We start from the raw sequence: 17964 nt of genomic DNA, 5'->3' as shown, positions 1-17964 counted from the left end.
ACTTTAACTATTGCAAATCGTTCGGTACTTCTATGCTGCAAGCTAGTTTCATCACTTGACAGCCCAGGAGGCCGATCATGAACCACGCTTCGGTTGCGACTCATGCCAGCGCACGCACCACTGCGCGCGCTTCCGCCGATCATTCCAACGACCCGCATCTGAGCGCCTATAACGCGGCGTTCAGCGACCTCGGCCTGCGCTTTCGCTGGGACCACGCCACGCTCGACGTGCTGAGCGAATTCAATAGCGAGGCCGCGCGGATTACCGCATACATCGAGCGGTTTCATGCCCATCTGCATCGCGCTTATGATCCGGACTTTCTCGCGCAACTGATCCTGCAAAAGAAGGCGCAGTACTTTAGTGAATTCGCGGCTCTGGGTGAGTGAGCGGATGGGCGGGAATACGTTCCCGCCTTTTATCGCGGCAGTTGCTTGATTGATCGGGCTCGCGTTCATGGATGTCGGCTTACCGTGGATCGGTTGGACAGGCGCCGTGCCGCGCATGCCTGAATGTCCCGTTGCCTGCTGCCGTTGCTGTCGCTGTTATGCCAGCGTCGGCCGTGACGGTATGCTGCCGCGCGCACCATGCCGCGCATTGGGCTGACTTCTTCTGCGTCTTCTCGCCACTTCATTGGCATGTCGGCGCGAGCGCCATACGCGTGCGTTTTCGCATGCGTTTTCGCGTGCTTCTTCGAATACTCGCGGCTCATCATCACATGCACACCGATCGACGAAGCCAGCGCGCTCATCGCGAGCAACGCGGTGAGCCCGAACGGCTGCGCCGCTTCGGTGACGAAGCCATAGCCGAGCCATCCGCATAACAGCAGTGCGACCGCATTGACGATGTCGTGCCCGCGACGCGCCGTCACGCGAAGCGGCAACAGGCCGCGCAGTTTGCAGAATGCGATCGCCGATGCCGCGAAGATCAACGCGCCGGCGAACACCGCCGCATAGAGTTCGATCCGCTCGGGAATCGCGAGATTGGCCTGGTTTCCTGGCGACAGATAACGCGCGACGCCGACGGATACGACGGATAAACCCATGCCGCTCGCGAGCAACGCGGCGAGCGCGGGTCGTCGTGTGAGATTGCGACGGCGCACGACGGATGCACCGGCAAGCATTGGGCCGAGCGCGCAGGCAAGCAATGCAGCACACGCAGCCGTCAGCGAGACGAGCATTCCAAGCCACACGGTACTATCCGACGCTTGCGGCACGCGCGCTCCTTCCGTGTTGTTGCAACCCGCGGACTTGTGGCCCGCGGATCGACCGATCGTTCTTCAAACGAGTCCCGCCGTAACGCCTGTTGCAGTAACGCCCGGCCCCGGCGCTTCGCGTACCGCGGCTTGCAACGTATTGCGCAGCGTGCCGATTCCATCGATAGAAATGGACACCGTCGCGCCATCCTTGATCGACCCGACTCCCACCGACGTACCGCACGCAATCACATCACCCGGCTCCAGCGTGAGATCCTGCGAAATGAGGCTCACCTGCTCGGCCGGCGAAAACACCATGTCGGACAGCGGATAGTTTTGCCGCTCGATGTCGTCGAGCATCGTCACGAGATGCGCGCTTTGCCAGTCGAAACCGGAGACGATTGCCGGTCCGATACAACAGAACGTATCGAAGCCTTTCGCGCGGCACCATTGCGGAAAATGCGGATTATCGTTGAGCAGATCGGCCGCGGTCACGTCGTTGACAAGCGTGTAACCGAAGATCGCTTGAGCAGCCTCTTCGACGTTCGCATCGCGGCAGCGCCGGCCAATCACAATGCCGAGTTCGCCTTCATAGACGATCTTGCCCGCGTAGCTCACGGGCCGCCGGATCGGCTCGCCCGAGCCGATCACCGAGCCCGCCGGCTTCAGCAGAAAAAGCGGATGCGCGGGCACCGGCTTGTCGAGCTTCGCGGCAAGCGCGTGAAAGTTATTCCACAGCGCGACGATCTTGCCAGGCGCGCAAGGCGCGAGCGGCGTCAGCGCGCGCGTCGATAACACAGCGCCGGTCGGCACCGGTTGATCGAGACTTTCGTACTCGTGCAGATAAGCACCTTCGACGCGGCCGAACACCACACCGCCGTCGCTGGACATGAAACGCATCCACGTATCCATACGCCGCTCCTTGAGCGCTTCGGCACGATCTTCTTCGCGAGTTGCAAACGACAATCGACTGTCGCGAAGAAAACCGTGCCGCCTTCCGTTTGACGCGTCAGATCAGGCCGGCGCCGCGTGCCCACTGATACTTTGCACCGAGCACCGCGACGGGAATTTCCGTCGAATAGGCGTACGCGGGAACACCATGCGCGTACAGATATTCGGCGGCTTCCTCCACCTGAACGTCGCCCGCGAGCGAGGCCACGATCGGCTTCTCGATGCCGCGCGCCTTCATCTCTTCCTTCACCTCGACGACGAGTCGCGCGAACACCATCGGCGGCGTGATGATGGTGTGCCAGTAGCCGAGGATGATCGCGTGAATGCGCGGGTCTTCGAGGCCGAGCCGAATCGTGTTCTGATACGTGGACGGCGGCTCGCCACCCGTAATGTCGACAGGATTGCCCGCCGCACCGAACGGAGGAATGAACTTGCGGAACGCAGCGTCGAGATCGGCGGGCATGGTCATCAGCGACAGACGGTTGTCCACGCAAGCATCGGACAACAACACGCCCGAGCCGCCCGCGCCCGTGATGATCACCACGTTCTCGCCCTTCGGCGTCGGCAGCTTCGGAATGCCGCGTGCAAACTCGAGCAGATCGCGCAGCGAGCGAGCGCGGATCACGCCGCATTGCTTGAACACGTCTTCGTAGATGCGATCGTTGCCTGCAAGCGCGCCCGTGTGCGAGCTCGCCGCTCGCGCGCCCAGACTCGTGCGGCCCGCCTTGAGCACCACGACCGGCTTTTTCTTCGACACGCGCGCCGCCGTTTCCGCAAACGCGCGGCCGTCTTTCAGGTCTTCGCAATGCTGCGCGATGATGTCGGTGTTCTCGTCCTGTTCGAAGAACGTGAGCAGATCGTCTTCGTCGATATCGGACTTGTTGCCGAGCCCGACAATCGCCGACACGCCCATCTTCGCCGAACGCGAGAAGCCGATGATCGCCATGCCGATGCCGCCCGATTGCGACGACAACGCCGCCTTGCCTTGCACATCGTACGGTGTGCAAAACGTTGCGCACAGGTTCTTCGGCGTGTAGTAGAAGCCGTAAATATTCGGGCCCATCAGGCGAATATCGTACTCGCGCGCAATCGCCACGATTTCCTGCTGGCCTTCCACGTTGCCGGTTTCCGCAAAGCCGGACGGAATCAGCACCGCGCCCGGAATGTGCTTCTTGCCGACTTCCGTCAACGCGCCGGCGACGAACTTCGCGGGAATCGCAAACACAGCGACGTCGATATTCCCCGGCACGTCCAGCACACTCTTATAGGCCTTGTGGCCCATGATCTCGTCGGCCTTCGGGTGGATCGGATAGATCTCGCCCTTGTAGCCACCGTTGATCAGGTTCTTCATCACCGAGTTGCCGATCTTGCCGTCTTCCGCCGATGCACCGATCACCGCGACCGAATCCGGCTTCATGATGCGGTTCATTTGCCGCACGATGTCTTCCTGACTCGGCCGATAGCGCTCTACCGGCGGGGCGAAATCGAGCACGATGCGCACGTCGGCGGCAATCGCACCGCGCTTGCTCGCGAACACGGGGTTCAGATCCAGCTCGGAGATTTCGGGGAAGTCGGACACGAGCCGCGAGACGTTTTCGATCAACCCGGCGAGCGCCTCGCGGTCGACGGGTTCGCCGCCGCGCACGCCCTTGAGCATGTCGGCAGCCGCGATGCCGTCGAGCATTGAGCGAGCGTCGTCGCGCGTGGCCGGCGCGAGGCGGAACGTGATGTCCTTCAGCACTTCGACCAGCACGCCGCCAAGACCGAACGCGACCAGCTTGCCGAACGACGGATCGGTCACCGCGCCGACGATCACTTCCTGCCCGCCGCCGATCATCTGCTGCACCTGCACGCCAAGCAGATTCGCGTTGGCGTTATAGCGCTTCGCGTTCTCCATGATCGTGGTGAATCCTTGCACCACGTCCGCAGCGTTCTTCACGCCGACGAGCACGCCGCCCGCTTCCGTCTTGTGCAGGATTTCCGGCGAGACGATCTTTAGTACCACCGGAAAACCGATGTCCGCCGCGAATTGCGCGGCTTCGTCCGCGGTCGTCGCAAGCGCTTCCTTCGGCACCGAAATGCCGTAGACGTCGCACACGAGTTTGCCTTCCGGCGCGGTCAGCGAGTTGCGGCCTTCGGCTTTCGCGTGATCGAGAATGTGCCGCACGACGTCCTTGTTGGCGACCTGCGCGCGGTCGTCCGGCGTGTGTGCGGTACCGCGTTCTTTCAGTGAGAGCGTGTCTTCGTATGCCATGTCCTGCCGTCTCCAATGCGGGTTCGAAAGGCGCCGCCCGGCACCGCGCTCGCCTGGATGGCGAGCGGCGGGCGGCCTGCACTACGGGTTTTTCTATGCGCTAGATGGCGCCGGCGGTGCGCAGTGCGCTGATCTGCTCGGGCGAGTAGCCCAGTTCCGCCATGACTTCGTCGGTATGTTCGCCAAGCAGCGGCGAGCGCTTCACTTCGGTCGGGCTATCGGACAGTTTGATAGGATTGCCAACGGTCAGATATTTGCCGCGCGTCGGATGATCGACTTCGACAATCGTGCCGGTCTTGCGCAGCGAGGGCTCCTCGGCGATCTCTTTCATCGACAGAATCGGCCCGCATGGAATGTCGTACTTGTTGAGAATCTGCATCGCCTCGAACTTGGTCTTGGTCATCGTCCAGCGTTCGATTTCCGCGAAAATGTCCTTCAGACGCGGCAGGCGTGCGGCGGGCGTCGCGTAATCGGGGTCCGTGGCCCACTCTTCCTTGCCGATCACGTTGCAGATCTTGGCCCACACCGGCGCCTGCGTGATGAAGTAGATGTACGCGTTCGGATCGGTCTCCCAGCCCTTGCATTTCAGAATCCAGCCCGGCTGGCCTCCGCCCGACGCGTTGCCCGCGCGCGGCACCGCTTCGCCGAACTTGCCGTTCGGATATTGGGGATACTCCTTCATCACGCCGGTGCGTTCGAGCCGCTGCTGATCGCGCAGCTTCACGCGGCACAGATTGAGCACGCCGTCCTGCATCGCAGCGAGCACGCGCTGGCCGCGGCCCGTCTGCGTGCGCTGATAAAGCGCGGTGACAATGCCGAGCGCGAGATGCAAGCCCGTGCCGCTATCGCCGATCTGCGCGCCGCTGACGACCGGCGGGCCATCGTCGAAACCCGTGGTTGACGCCGCGCCGCCCGCGCATTGCGCGACGTTCTCGTAGACCTTGCAGTCTTCGTACGGACCTGGGCCAAAGCCTTTCACCGACGCGACGATCATGCGCGGATTCAGCTCCTGGATGCGCTCCCACGTAAAGCCCATGCGATCCAGTGCGCCCGGGGCGAAGTTCTCCACCAGCACGTCGCATTTCTGGATCAGTGCCTCCAGAACCTGCTTGCCTTCGGGGTTCTTCGTATCGATCGTGACCGAGCGCTTGTTGTGATTGAGCATCGTGAAGTACAAGCTGTCCACGTCGGGAATATCACGCAGTTGCTCGCGCGTGATGTCGCCGGCGCCGGCCCGCTCCACCTTGATCACGTCCGCGCCGAACCACGCCAGCAATTGCGTGCAGGTCGGGCCCGATTGCACATGCGTGAAATCGAGAATGCGCACGCCGTCGAGTGCTTTGCCCATGTCGTGTCTCCTAAGGTGTCCGTATTACTTGTACATGGTCTGATTCTTGGTGCCCGGCGCATACTCGCGCGGATCGACCCAGATGTTGACGACTGCGGAGCGGCCGGTGCGATGAATCGACTCGCGTGCACGCTGCAATGCGCTGGCGATCTGCGCGGGATCGCGCACTTCCTCGCCGTAGCCGCCGAGCATTTCGGCGAACTTGCTGAACGGCACATCGCTCAGCAGATTGCCGACGTTGCCGCGCTCGTCGCCGTATTTGGCGAGCTGGCCGTAGCGGATCTGGTTCATCGCCGAGTTGTTGCCGATCACCGCGAGGTACGGCACGCCGAAGCGGTTGGCCGTTTCCATGTCGAACGCGGTCATACCGAACGAGCCGTCGCCGTAGTAGCACAGCACTTCCTTGTTCGGATGCGCGATGCCCGCTGCGAGCGCAAAGCCGGTGCCGACGCCGAGCGAGCCGAGTGCGCCTGGGTCCATCCATTGACCAGGGCGGCGCGGGCGAACCGCTTGCGCGGAAATCGTCACGACGTCGCCGCCGTCGCCGATATAGATCGTGTCGTCGGAAAGGAACTCGTTGAGTTCGTAAGCGACGCGGTACGGATGAATCGGCGTGCTGTTGGACTTGAACAGCGGCATCAGTTTTTCGGTCGCGGTTGCTTCGGCATCCTGAAGTTGCGCCATCCACTTGCGGCGTGCCTGGCGCTTGTCGTCCTTCAGGCGACCGCTCGCGGCTTGCAGCACCGCGGCGAGAATCGCGCCCGGATCGCCGACCAGACCGAGGTCGATGTCGCGATTCTTGCCGACTGTCCGGTAGTCCATATCGATCTGCACCAGCGTCAGTTCCTTGCTGATGCGCTTGCCGTAACCCATCCGGAAATCGAACGGCGTGCCGACGACGATCAGCACGTCCGCATTCGCAAACGCCTGCGAACGCGTGCGATCGAAGTGATGCGGATCGCCCGGCGGCAGCAAGCCGCGGCTCGCGCCGTTGAAATAACCAGGAACGTCGAGACCGCGCAGCAATGCAATCGCTTCCTCGTGACCGCGCGCGGTCCACACCTGCTGTCCGTACAGGATCGCGGGGCGCTCGGAATTGACGAGGATGTCGGCGAGTTTCTCGATGTCGCGCGGATCGCCAATCGATTTCGTCGACGCGCGATAGTGCCCCGGCTGCGGCACGACGGCGCGCGTGAGTTCGACTTCACGGTCGAGCACGTCACGCGGAATTTCCAGGTAAGCCGGGCCAGGCGCGCCGTTGAAGCACTCGCGCGCGGCCATCGAGATCATGTCCGCGACGCGCTCCGTGCTCGACACGCTGGCGGCGAACTTCGTGATCGGCGACATCATGTCGACGTGCGGCAGGTCTTGCAGCGAGCCCATCTTGTGCTGCGTCAGCGCGCCTTGCCCGCCGATATGCAGCACCGGGCTCTCGGAGCGAAATGCCGTCGCGATGCCGGTCACCGCGTTCGTGCAGCCAGGGCCGGCCGTCGTGACCACGCAGCCGAGCTTGCCGGTCTGGCGCGCGTAACCGTCTGCTGCGTGCGCCGCGACCTGCTCGTGGCGCACGTCGATGATGCGAATCCCTTCGTCCACACAACCATCGTAAATGTCGATGATGTGGCCGCCGCACAGCGTGAAGATCGTATCGACGCCTTCGTTTCTCAGCGCCTTCGCGACCAGATGGCCGCCCGAAACGACGCCCGCGTTGCGCGTCTTTTGCTTGAGCGTGTCTTCGGCCGTGGTGCTGCTCGTGGCGGAGTTCAGGGATGAAACAACTGCAGACATGGTCGTCTCCTGTGTGTCGACCGGCTTGGCGCGTCAGTGCTTGCGCCGGTCCCGTGCTTTGCATCGGCCGGTGTTGCGCATTAGCGCTTGCGCCGGCCCCATGAAAGACTGCTGCTTATCGGTTGTGCAACGCTTCTCAGAACATGCCGCCCTGCTTGCTCACATACGGTATGTGATATATCAGATTCAGGCAAGGACGATTTCATGCTCCGGGTCCGCTCTGCGTTTCTGCTGCAATCCCTGCGGGACATGGCAAAGCGGCTGTTTCGCGATCCGCTTTCGGCCTTCCGCAAGGGAAAACACTGAGCGCTGGTTAAGATCGCTCACTGTTGATATATCACATACCACATTTCACCAGACGTCAAGCGCGGTGTTTCCCTACGCAGCGCGGACAAACGAAAAAAGCCCGCGGTGCGTGAACACCGCGGGCTTCAATGCCTGCGTGACTTCGTTGCTACAGTGACGGGCGCGACCGGGCGCGGCGAAACTCCACGCCGAACGCCTAACGCACGCTACGCCTATTCAGCCGTCGTCAATCGAGAAAATCGCAGTTCTTCTCCACGAAGGCCGCCAGATCGAGCGAATGCTGGCGCGTAAGACGCTCGGCCAGTTCGGTATCGCGCTTCTCGAGCGCCTCGATAATGCGCAGATGATCGACGATGGACCGCGACGCGCGATCGCTCTGCGAGATGGTCATGCGCCGGATGGCGCGCACGTGGATAAAAATATTCTTGATGGTGTCGAGAATGATCTGCGACTTCGACAACTCGACGATCGACTGGTGAAACGCGATGTTCGCATCCGAATACTCGGCGATGTGCTCGGCCGGCGTGGCGTCGCGGAAATTGTCGAACATATGCCGCAAGCGAGCGATTTCCTCGTCTGTGGCGCGCTGGGTCGCCAAACGCGCGGCCATGCTTTCCAGCGCGGCCCACATGTGAATCATCTCGACGATCTCGCGCTTGCTTTTGCGGACGATGTAAATGCCGCGCCGCGGCACCATGCGCAGAAAGCCTTCCTGCTCGAGCAGCGTCATCGCCTCGCGCACAGGCGTGCGGCTAACGCCAAGCGTCTCGCTGAGCACACGTTCGTCCAGACGGATTTCGTCGCGCGTCTGGTAGATGTCCGCATCGGCAATCGCCTGGCGCAGCATCGCATAAGCCTGATCGCGCAAGCTCGCGCTTGCGCCGATAGGCTGCAACGACAACGTCAAAGGTGTTGCCACCGCTTCAGTTTGAAGTTCCGACGACATTCATCGCCTCTGGTTGAACATGCATACGATAAGGCGCCACCGCTGCCCCACGTTGCTCGCTCAGTCCGACGAAACGGCCATGTTGCGCTGCAAGTTGCGCGACAGTCTGCGGAATCCAGCGAGCGATAAGAAGCGTGGCGGCACTGCCCAAGCCAACAACAGCGACGGCCAGCAGCGAGAGAGGAACAAATTCCATTTGTAGCTCCAACTGATTGAGTGATCGAATGACTCAATCATATGCTGCATCGCCGCAAAAATCAATATTGTGTATGTAGTATATCAGTGACTGTTGTTTTTCAATCAATGACTACGGTAGCATGCGCCGCGTCGTCCCGCCTCCCGCTTGTTGCCGGCGCGCCGCGCCTCCGTGTATACGCCAGGAACGCGCGCTATTCGCGCAGACGCGTTCGACTATCGCGCAAGCCACGTCGAGTGCCGATTGTGCGGCAAGCGCAGCGTCATTAATCTTCCGCACAACCTGCAAGCGATCGGCGGCCCGCAGAAGGCGCCGACGCCGCGCCGCCAGCACGCGGCCGGTCATGCAGTAGTCCAAGAATCTCACGGAGACCCCGTCATGAGCACCACTCTCTCGCCGGCCGCCACAGCCGACAACCGCATCGCCCGCAGCCGCGCACGCAAAGCCGCGCTGGGCAGCTTCGTCGGCGCAGTCGTCGACTGGTACGACTTTCTGCTGTACGGGATCGTCGCGGCGCTCGTCTTCAACGCGGAGTTCTTTCCGAAAGTGAGCCCGGCAATGGGCACGCTCGCGGCCTTCGCGACGTTCGGCGTCGGCTTTCTGTTCCGCCCGCTCGGCGGCTTCGTGTTCGGCCATTTCGGCGACCGGCTCGGCCGCAAGCGCATGCTCGTGCTGACCGTGATGATGATGGGTCTCTCCACCGCGGCCATCGGCCTGCTGCCGTCGTTCGCGACTATCGGCTGGCTCGCGCCGGTGCTGCTCGTCACGCTGCGCGCGATCCAGGGCTTCGCGGTCGGCGGCGAATGGGGCGGTGCGGCGTTGATGGCGGTGGAAAGCGCGCCCGAGAAAAAGAAGGCGTTCTACAGCAGCGGCGTCCAGGTCGGCTACGGCGTGGGCCTCGTGCTGGCGACGGGGCTCGTCGCGCTGATCAGCCGTTCGATGGATAACGCGTCGTTCATGAGCTGGGGCTGGCGCCTGCCCTTCCTCTTCAGCGTAGTGCTGGTGCTGATCGCGATGTGGATCCGCTCGAGTATGGAAGAGTCGCAGGAATTCGTCGAAAAAGTCGGCGCGCACGGCGAGCGCCGCGTGCGGCTGCCGATCGTCGAAGCGCTGCTGCGTCACCCGAAAGCGTTCCTGCTGATCATCGCGCTGCGCCTCGCCGAACTGTTCACGATGTATATCGTGACCGCCTTCGCGCTCAATTACTCGACGGCGAACCTGCACATGCCGCGTGAGTTCTTCCTGACCATCGGTCTGCTGGTCGGCGCGGTGAGTTGCGTGACGATTCCGCTTTTCGCGATGCTCGCCGACCGCTTCGGCCGCCGCCGCGTGTACATGATCGGCGCGCTCGTCGGCATGTTCAGCGCCGTGCCGTTCTTCCTGGCCCTTGAAGCACGCTCGACGGTATGGATCGTGGTTTTCGCCGTGATGCTCGCGAACATCGCGCACGACATGGTGGTCAGCGTGCAGCAGCCGATGTTCACCGAACTGTTCGGCACCGAGTACCGCTACAGCGGCGCGGGCGTCGGCTATCAGGTGGCGAGCGTGGTAGGCGGCGGCTTTACGCCGTTCATCGCCGTTGCGCTCGTGAGTTTCGCCGGCGGTTCGTGGCATCCCGTGGCCGGCTATCTGGCGATCGGCTGCCTGATCTCTGTGCTCGTGGCCGCAAAAATGAAGACCGGGCGCACCGTTTGAACGGTTGATCGAGGTTCGAAGAGGCCGGCGTGGCGTTGCAGCCACCGCCGGCCTTTTTTGCTTTGAAGGCGCGGTTCGGGCTGCACGCCAAGTTGCGCCAGACCCGACATCTGGGACCCACTGCCGCGATCCGGCAGATGCGCGTCGCATTTCTTCGGGCAATGCCTTATGCATTTCTATCTCATATTGCCAACCTAGGTCCGCCGCCCTATCGTTCGACCAGGCAAGCTCCATCCGGGACTTGCGCACGTTCATATGAAGCCCAGCCGCATATATGAGCGCCCCATCGAGTAGCAATTCTCACGCCGAAGCACTAAAGGATTCGGTCTGATGCGCCGATAACAAAGACTTCGCTTTCCGGGAGACCGACCATGAGCAGCATGACCGAGCCACAGCACAATTCAGGCTCCGCACCATTTTTTTCGAAAGAAGCCACCATCGCGAAACCGGGGTTCTCGCGCTGGATGGTTCCTCCCGCGGCACTCGCCGTCCATCTCTGTATCGGCCAGGCGTACGCGTTCTCCGTGTTCAACGGCCCGTTGACCAAGGTGATCGGCATCACGCAATCCGCGCCCGATGACTGGTCGCTGACCTCGCTTGGCTGGATTTTCTCGCTGGCGATCGTGTTCCTCGGTTTGTCGGCGGCGTTCGCGGGCAAGTGGCTCGAGCACGTCGGCCCGCGCCGCACCATGTTCACCGCGGCCTGCTGCTTCGGCGGCGGCTTCCTGATTTCCGCGCTGGGCGTGTACTTCCACCAGATCGCGTTGCTGTATCTCGGCTACGGCGTGATCGGCGGAATCGGGCTCGGCCTCGGCTATGTGTCGCCGGTGTCGACGCTGATCCGCTGGTTTCCGGACCGCCGCGGCATGGCGACCGGCATGGCGATCATGGGCTTCGGCGGCGGCGCGATGATTGCCGCGCCGCTGTCCGTCGCGCTGATGAACCACTTCAAGAGCGCGACGAGCATCGGCGTGGCCGAGACGTTCATCGTGCTCGGCATCGTCTATTTCATCTCGATGTCGATCGGCGCGTTGGCCATTCGCGTGCCGCCGACGGACTGGAAACCGGCCGGCTGGACGCCGCCCGCGACCTCGCAGCAAAAGATGATCACGCGTAACCACGTGCACATCGACCAGGCGCTGAAGACGCCGCAGTTCTATCTGATCTGGCTCGTGCTGTTCCTGAACGTGACGGCCGGTATCGGCATTCTCGGCCAGGCTTCGGTGATGATCCAGGAGAGCTTCAAGGGCACCGTGACGGCTGCCGCCGCTGCCGGTTTCGTCGGCCTGCTGTCGCTGTTCAACATGGGCGGGCGCTTCGTGTGGGCATCGGCGTCGGACTGGATCGGCCGTAAGAACACCTACTTCATCTTCTTCGCGCTTGGCGCCGTGCTGTATTTCCTCGTGCCGAGCTTCGCTGCGTCCGGCCAGATGGCACTCTTCGTGCTGGCGTACTGCATCATCCTCACGATGTACGGCGGCGGCTTTGCGACGGTGCCCGCGTATCTCGCGGACATGTTCGGCACGGCGTTTGTCGGCGGCATTCATGGACGCCTGCTGACCGCATGGGCCGCGGCCGGCGTGGCGGGTCCGGTGCTCGTGAACTACATCCGCGCGTACGAAGTCGCGCACGGCGTGGCGAAGGCCGACGCCTACACGATGACGGTTCACATCATGGCCGTGCTGCTGGTGGTCGGCTTCATCTGCAATCTGTTGGTCAAGCGTGTGGACGACAAGCATCACATGACCGACGCACAAGTCGCCAAAGGCGCATAAGGAGACTCGCATGTCGACCATTGAACCCGTGCACCCGACCAACAAGGTCAAGATCGCCGTCTTCTGGCTGTACGTGATGATCCCGCTCGCGTGGGGCGTGTTCAACACGCTCTCGCAAGCGATGAAGCTGTTCCAGTAAGCGTACCCGCGCCCCGCCGCCCGCACCGCGGGGCGCGCGGGGCGCCTTCGATTTGCCGCCGGCAGTTCTCGCCGGCTGGCTTCCCTTGCTACCACTGATACGCAGCGCCGGCGCCGACCGCCGTGGTCACCGAACTGATGCCCGCGCTCAGCTTCACCTTGAAGTTCTGCGCGACGCGCGCCGACAGCCCCACGGCCACCGCCTGATAACCCATGTAACCCGCCGTGCCTACGCCGATGGCGAGGTTCTTCGTCGCGTCGACTTCGGGGACCATGGTCATTGCCATCGCGGACGCCGTTCCCGCATACGCACGCCGCGCCAGATCGCCCATGCCGCCCTGGAACTGCTGCATGTTGACGGCGTCGCCCGGCGCCTGGCCTGCGGCGAGGTTCGTGATGCGGCGCTCGTTACCCGACGAGCCGACGGAAACCGTGTTCGGCTGATCCGCGACCGAACCTTCGCCTAGCGCGACGGTGTTCGCCGCCGACGCTTTCGCTCCGCCGCCGACCGCCACAGAACCGTTGCCGGTCGCCTGCGGCGCACTCGCGGAACTGTTCACGGCCGTATAGCCGTTGCCGCTCGTCGCATAGTTTCTGACGGTCTGGTCGATGCTGCTGATCTGCTGATTGGTTTGCCAGAGCTGCGCGCCGGTTACCGCATCGCTGCTGGTTGCCGATACTTCGCCGTTCTTCAGGTTGGTCAACTGCACGGCCGGCGCATTCGCCGCCGTGCCGCCGAGCGTCATCTTGTCGTGCGCGGAACTGTCGTACTGAACGGCATTCGCCACCGTTCCGTTGATGCGGCCAACCGTGTTCTGCAGACCCGCAATGTCGTTGCTGTTTTGCGTGACGCGGCCATCCAGATTGCCGAGCGCGCCGCCGACGTTGTTGACGACCTGCCCGCCCACCTTGTACGAAGGCGCGCTGACCGAGCCGTCCGCGTTCACCGTGGAGCCGCCGCCGAGCGCCGTCGCCGTGCTAGCGGCTTGCGCGAACAGTTGCGAGCCGTTGACCGCGTCGGTGCTCGCCGCGTTGAGCGAGCCGCGCCCGACGCCGGTCACGACGCGGTTGCCCTGCGTGCCCGCCACATTGATCGCCCGGCCGTCGGTCGAAGCACCGATCTTGATCACGCGCGAAGACGGGTCTTGCGTCACCATGCCGGCGCCGCCCTGCTGGACGTTCTGCTGCAGCGTGCTGAGCCCGCTGTCGAGCGAGTCGAGCGCGTCGCCGACGTTCTTCTGCGTGCCGCCTTGCACGTGATACGACGGGCCGGTCACCGAGCCGTCGATATTGACCTGCGCGCCGCCGCCAAGCCCGGCGACCACCGGCCTCAACTGCGCAAAGTTGACCGCGGACGTGTCGGCCAGGCCCGCCGCGACGCCGGTCAATTGACGCGCGCCACTCGTGCCCGCGAAGTCCACGCGCGCGCCGCCTGCATCTTGCCCGACGCTAATGACGCGCGAGGTCAGGTCCTGCTGAACGAGCCCGATCTCGCCGTTCGTGATCTGCTTCGCGACGTTCGTCACGTTGCCTTCGAGCGCTGTAGTGCGCGTGTCGAGGCCCGATATCTTCGTCGTGTTGACGCTCACGCGCTGGTCGAGATTCGAAATGTCGGTCGCGTTGCTGCCGACGCGCCGATCCAGGCTTGCAATGTTGTCGCTGTTTTGCGCAACCACCTGATTGGTCGCGAACAGTTGGCCGCCGTTCACCGCGTCCAGGCTGTCGCTGTCCAGCCTCGTGGCGCGTACGTTGGTCACGCGGACCGGCGCGCCAGAGTTGCCGAGCGTCAGCGTGTCGTGCGCGGCGGAGCCGTATTGAACGGAGTCGGCCGTGGCTGCTGCAATTGCCTTCGTGCTTGCTGCCGCGCTCGCCGCGGTGCTGGTTGTCACGCTCGTGTTGACGGCCGCCGCGAGCGCCGAGCCGACGTCGCCAAACGTGTTTCCGCCGATGGTGTAAAGCGGCGGCTTGACCGTGCCGTCCGCCTTGACCGCCGCCTCGCCGCCGAGCGCGGCCGCCACGCTCGCGGCATTGCCGTAAAGCTGCGCGCCGTTGACCGCGTCGCTGGCGAACGCGTCGATCGCGCCGCGCGCGAGACCTGTGAGCGTGCGGTTGCCGTTCGAACCGGCCACGTTCACCCGGATACCCGTCGACGACGGCGCGACCAGAATGTCGCGCGTTCCGAGGTCCTGCTTGACGAGACCGATGCTGCCCGCCACGACTTGCGACTGCAGCGTGACGATGCCCGTATCGAGTGAACTCAGCGCGCCGCCGACGGTGGTTTGCGTGCCCGACTGCATGTAGTACCGCGGGCCGACGGTCGCGCCGCTCGCGCTCACCGACGCGCCGCCGCGGAGCGTCGACACGACCTGCTTGAGCTGCGTAACGTTGACCGCCGATTGAGCAGTCGTCCCCGCAGCGACGCCGCGCAGTTCGCGCGGCCCGCCGGTTCCGGTGAAGTCCACGGACGCGCCATCGGTGCCCGCGCCAATGCTGAGATTGCGCGTGCCCAGGTCCTGCCGCACGAGTCCTGTCTGACCGCTTTCGATGTTGCCCGCGAGGTCCGAGATGCTCGCCGCGTTCTGCGAGACGGCATCGTTCGTGGCGTGCAGTTGCGCGCCCGTTACCGCGTCCGTGCTGTAGGCGTTGAGCGCGCCTTGCGCGACGTTCGTCACTCTGACCGGTGTGCCCGCATTGCCGAGCGTCGCGCTGTCGTGCGCGTCGCTATCGTAGAACAGCGCGTCGGCGACATTCGGGCAGCCGGCCGGCGCGCACTCCTGGGCGCCGGCCGGTTGCGCGAACACCAGCGCGCCGAGCAAGCCCGCCGCCGCGGCGGCCAGCGCCCGGCATACCGAAGCGCACTTCGCACCCCCGCTTTTCGTGACTTCCGATGCGGCCACATAGACGCGCCTCGCTTCATTCCATACCGCTTTATAGGTCTTGTTCAACATTCCTCCCATTCTTTTTATTTACTGTCTCTTGCCGAGACTTTTCTTATGCCATCCTAAGTATTAATCGACTAAACAGACTCAGGACGCACTGCGCTTTTACTTGGCCAACAAGGCTGGAGCGACGAGTGTGCAACCGCGTCCGCCGTTCGCGAATACGATTAATCCTAAAAGCGATTTTTTAGCTTTAATTAGCTAAATGGCATAGTGCGATTCAGACGAAAACTGCCAAAGCTCTTAATCCCGAATGCGGACGATTAAGTGTTTTTAGTCGAATGCTGAGAGTGGCCGAGAACCGGCATGGAGGAAATGCGAGCCCGTCGATGCCGGCTCGCAATCAAAGCAGGACCGCGCGACGCAGACGCCGGGCGTGCAACTTACATGGCGTCCGAAAAACGCCCGGCGATGCTCAGATCTTTTCGAACAGCACGTCTTGCGCGCCTTCCCACAAAACCTTGACGCCGACTTCGCGCAGCTTCTCCTTACCTTCGACGATGGTCAGGAAGTGGTTGCCCGCGAGCTGTCCCATCTTGCTCGCGAAGCAGCACGAGCCGTAGGCGATCAGAATTTCGGTTTCGCTATAGCCGCCCGGATAAAACAGAATGTCGCCGACCGACGGATGACTCGTGTGATTTTCGAAGCCGACCGCCGCGCCGTCGTTCTCGAGCTTGAATTCGCCGAGCGGCACCCAGCAGCCTTCGCCGCTCCAGCGCACGTGGATGATCTTCTGCCGGTACGGCAACAGCTTCAGGAAAGCGGCCACGGTTTGCGGCGCGTCGGGGTTCGTTTCGGCGATAAAGACATGGCCGCAGGAGGTGATTCGAAGTCGGGTCATCGCTGGATATCCGGTATGACGGTGAATGTTGGATGAAGTGGTCGGTCAGACGCGGCTCGGGCCAAGCCGTGGGCTGGTCATTCTGTCGTGCCGTGCAAGGGTTCGACAGATACAGTTCGCGCGGGCCCGGTCAGGCCAGTTCGACCGCAAGCGCCACGCGCCAATCGGACCGTGCGTGAGTCGACATAGCATGGCCATGCCAGCTTTGCAGGTTGTCGCGCCACGAAAGTTCGTAGTTTGCAAGCCGCGCAATGCACAGCACACTTCGAAAGGTGCGTGATTCCTACAGACGGCTTCCAGCTTCGCTTCTTCCTGCGTGGCGCAGTCCGGCCGGCCGCCAAACCAAGCGCGAACGAAAGGCGCAGCGCCGCCATGCATCGGAGGGCACCGCTCGCAGCGGCGAGCGCAGCGGACGCCGTCCATCACCGGCTGTTGCCGCTGTTGCCGCTGTTGCCTAGTGTTGCCGGCCGTTGCCGGCCCTTGTCCAATAACCTGTCTGAGGCTGAACTGGCCGTTTTGCTGGTCGGCTGCTCGTCCGTTGCTGATCGCTTACCGGCGCAAGCGTTGGCTGCCGCACGGTCCGCACGTCAGCCGCGCAACCGGTAAGCCAGCGGCGTCACGCCGTAATCACGCTTGAACTGCACGGAGAAATGACTGGCATTCTCGTAACCAACCGCAATTGAGATCTGCTGCACGGTCTGATCGGTCGAACGCAAGAGCCTGGCCGCTTCTTCGAGTCGCAAGCGCGTCACGTATTGATGCGGCGTTTCGCCGGTTTCGCGGCGGAACACGCGAGCAAAGTGGAAGCTGCTTAAGCCGGCCTGCGCGGCAAGTTCGCCGATGGTCAGGTCGGCACTGAGATTCGCCCGGATGTAATCGGTTACACGCCGGATGCGGCGCGGCACCAGCCGTTCGGGTTGATCGAAGCGCGCCGTGCCCGCTTCCCGGCCGCGCGAATAATGTTGAAGAAGATGCGCGGCGAGCGCGTGAACCAGCGCATCGACATACAGGCGCGAGTCGGCCGGATCACTGGCGGCGCGATGCAATGCAGAAAGCATCGCGGCGACCAGCGGATCATGAAACCGCATCGCGTCGCCGAGCGACAGTTCGCGGCACGACCCGCCGAGCTCCATCTGATCTGCGACGCTGTCGATCAGGCTGCGCTCGATATGTAAATGGACGGTCGACAGCGGCTCATCGCTGATCGAACGCCAGCGCCAGGAAATCGGCGCGGGCGGCACATACCAGAGTTCGCCCACTCGCAGTTCGGCGCTTTCCCAGCGCCCGTTCAGATTGCGCTCGAGATGCTCGGCGCCGCTTGCCAGCGTCATCAGCGTGAGGTCCTGCAGGCCGGGCGCTTCCAGCAGTTCCTGCTCGTCCGGCTCGAGATAGGAGCGCAACACCAGATGCCGCCACGGGCGATCCACGCTCGACACCAGTTTCTGGCCCGCCATGTAGCGGTCGTAGGCAAGCGTCGTTGTCAGCTTTGGAATTCGTGTCTTCACGTCCATTCCCAAGGAGGTGCCGTATGCAAAAGAGAGAAACCCGTCAAACCCGCGTGGCCGGTCGGCTGTCAGCGCAAGATCGCAAAAATG

At 63.1% G+C, this 17964-nt stretch carries 14 protein-coding genes; 4 read left to right on the top strand and 10 right to left on the bottom strand.

The features are described 5' to 3' along the window. The first annotated feature begins 77 nt into the window (after positions 1 to 77). A complete protein-coding gene (locus tag AB6809_RS14270; protein ID WP_006049170.1) occupies positions 78 to 386 on the top strand; it encodes a hypothetical protein in 309 nt (102 codons plus the stop codon). A gap of 65 nt (positions 387 to 451) precedes the next feature. Here the strand turns inward: AB6809_RS14270 and AB6809_RS14265 are convergent, their stop codons facing one another. The 7 genes from AB6809_RS14265 to AB6809_RS14235 all read right to left on the bottom strand — a co-directional run bounded on the left by AB6809_RS14265 (position 452) and on the right by AB6809_RS14235 (position 8981). Further along, positions 452 to 1213, bottom strand: a complete 762-nt coding sequence (locus tag AB6809_RS14265) for an NAD(P)(+) transhydrogenase (Re/Si-specific) subunit beta (protein WP_029966514.1) — start codon at positions 1211 to 1213, stop codon at positions 452 to 454. Positions 1214 to 1276: 63 nt separating this feature from the next. After that, positions 1277 to 2104 (bottom strand): fumarylacetoacetate hydrolase family protein, encoded by an 828-nt coding sequence (locus AB6809_RS14260; RefSeq protein ID WP_035569482.1) that lies wholly within the window; start codon positions 2102 to 2104, stop codon positions 1277 to 1279. 97 nt (positions 2105 to 2201) lie between these two features. Next, on the bottom strand, positions 2202 to 4397 hold the full coding sequence (locus tag AB6809_RS14255; protein ID WP_029966516.1) for an acetate--CoA ligase family protein: 2196 nt from the start codon (positions 4395 to 4397) through the stop codon (positions 2202 to 2204). Between the two features lie 100 nt (positions 4398 to 4497). Further along, positions 4498 to 5745 (bottom strand): formyl-CoA transferase, encoded by a 1248-nt coding sequence (gene frc / locus AB6809_RS14250; protein WP_006049166.1) that lies wholly within the window; start codon positions 5743 to 5745, stop codon positions 4498 to 4500. A gap of 24 nt (positions 5746 to 5769) precedes the next feature. Continuing rightward, the gene (locus AB6809_RS14245) at positions 5770 to 7533 is read right to left on the bottom strand and encodes a thiamine pyrophosphate-binding protein (RefSeq protein WP_371026845.1); all 1764 of its coding nucleotides are present in this window, start codon (positions 7531 to 7533) and stop codon (positions 5770 to 5772) included. Positions 7534 to 8065: 532 nt separating this feature from the next. Next, positions 8066 to 8785, bottom strand: coding sequence for a GntR family transcriptional regulator (locus tag AB6809_RS14240; RefSeq protein WP_006049164.1), 720 nt, complete (start codon positions 8783 to 8785; stop codon positions 8066 to 8068). Continuing rightward, positions 8763 to 8981: a hypothetical protein gene (locus tag AB6809_RS14235; RefSeq protein WP_029966517.1), complete on the bottom strand. Its 219-nt coding sequence runs from the start codon at positions 8979 to 8981 to the stop codon at positions 8763 to 8765. Before AB6809_RS14235 ends, AB6809_RS14240 begins: the two co-directional genes overlap by 23 nt. A 378-nt stretch (positions 8982 to 9359) precedes the next feature. On the opposite strand from AB6809_RS14235, the gene shiA reads away from it, so the two are divergent. The 3 genes from shiA (at position 9360) to AB6809_RS14220 (ending at position 12590) form a co-directional block, all read left to right on the top strand. Further along, a complete protein-coding gene (gene shiA / locus AB6809_RS14230) occupies positions 9360 to 10676 on the top strand; it encodes a shikimate transporter (RefSeq protein WP_006049162.1) in 1317 nt (438 codons plus the stop codon). A 371-nt stretch (positions 10677 to 11047) separates the two neighbouring features. Continuing rightward, a complete protein-coding gene (locus AB6809_RS14225; protein ID WP_006049161.1) occupies positions 11048 to 12451 on the top strand; it encodes an OFA family MFS transporter in 1404 nt (467 codons plus the stop codon). Between the two features lie 10 nt (positions 12452 to 12461). After that, positions 12462 to 12590: a hypothetical protein gene (locus AB6809_RS14220; protein WP_006049160.1), complete on the top strand. Its 129-nt coding sequence runs from the start codon at positions 12462 to 12464 to the stop codon at positions 12588 to 12590. An 88-nt stretch (positions 12591 to 12678) separates the two neighbouring features. On the opposite strand, the gene AB6809_RS14215 is transcribed toward AB6809_RS14220, so the two are convergent. The 3 genes from AB6809_RS14215 to AB6809_RS14205 form a co-directional block, all read right to left on the bottom strand. Next, positions 12679 to 15537, bottom strand: coding sequence for a YadA-like family protein (locus AB6809_RS14215; protein ID WP_029966519.1), 2859 nt, complete (start codon positions 15535 to 15537; stop codon positions 12679 to 12681). 406 nt (positions 15538 to 15943) lie between these two features. Next, positions 15944 to 16369, bottom strand: coding sequence for a DUF3830 family protein (locus tag AB6809_RS14210; RefSeq protein ID WP_029966520.1), 426 nt, complete (start codon positions 16367 to 16369; stop codon positions 15944 to 15946). 587 nt (positions 16370 to 16956) lie between these two features. Further along, positions 16957 to 17880 (bottom strand): AraC family transcriptional regulator, encoded by a 924-nt coding sequence (locus AB6809_RS14205; RefSeq protein WP_029966522.1) that lies wholly within the window; start codon positions 17878 to 17880, stop codon positions 16957 to 16959. Positions 17881 to 17964 lie beyond the last annotated feature (84 nt).

This window comes from Paraburkholderia sp. RCC_158, assembly GCF_041355255.1.
GTDB classification, from domain to species: Bacteria; Pseudomonadota; Gammaproteobacteria; order Burkholderiales; family Burkholderiaceae; genus Paraburkholderia; species Paraburkholderia graminis.
The sequence above is the reverse complement of the archived record's forward strand: the minus strand, read 5'-3'. Positions and strand labels throughout refer to the sequence as shown.

Bases quoted from the DNA above. Each gene is read 5' to 3' on its own strand.
- AB6809_RS14270 (WP_006049170.1), top strand. From the start codon at position 78: ATGAACCACGCTTCGGTTGCGACTCATGCCAGCGCACGCACCACTGCG.
- AB6809_RS14260 (WP_035569482.1), bottom strand. From the start codon at position 2,104: ATGGATACGTGGATGCGTTTCATGTCCAGCGACGGCGGTGTGGTGTTC.
- AB6809_RS14255 (WP_029966516.1), bottom strand. From the start codon at position 4,397: ATGGCATACGAAGACACGCTCTCACTGAAAGAACGCGGTACCGCACAC.
- frc (WP_006049166.1), bottom strand. From the start codon at position 5,745: ATGGGCAAAGCACTCGACGGCGTGCGCATTCTCGATTTCACGCATGTG.
- AB6809_RS14245 (WP_371026845.1), bottom strand. From the start codon at position 7,533: ATGTCTGCAGTTGTTTCATCCCTGAACTCCGCCACGAGCAGCACCACG.
- AB6809_RS14240 (WP_006049164.1), bottom strand. From the start codon at position 8,785: ATGTCGTCGGAACTTCAAACTGAAGCGGTGGCAACACCTTTGACGTTG.
- AB6809_RS14235 (WP_029966517.1), bottom strand. From the start codon at position 8,981: ATGGAATTTGTTCCTCTCTCGCTGCTGGCCGTCGCTGTTGTTGGCTTG.
- shiA (WP_006049162.1), top strand. From the start codon at position 9,360: ATGAGCACCACTCTCTCGCCGGCCGCCACAGCCGACAACCGCATCGCC.
- AB6809_RS14225 (WP_006049161.1), top strand. From the start codon at position 11,048: ATGAGCAGCATGACCGAGCCACAGCACAATTCAGGCTCCGCACCATTT.
- AB6809_RS14220 (WP_006049160.1), top strand. From the start codon at position 12,462: ATGTCGACCATTGAACCCGTGCACCCGACCAACAAGGTCAAGATCGCC.
- AB6809_RS14215 (WP_029966519.1), bottom strand. From the start codon at position 15,537: ATGTTGAACAAGACCTATAAAGCGGTATGGAATGAAGCGAGGCGCGTC.
- AB6809_RS14210 (WP_029966520.1), bottom strand. From the start codon at position 16,369: ATGACCCGACTTCGAATCACCTCCTGCGGCCATGTCTTTATCGCCGAA.
- AB6809_RS14205 (WP_029966522.1), bottom strand. From the start codon at position 17,880: ATGGACGTGAAGACACGAATTCCAAAGCTGACAACGACGCTTGCCTAC.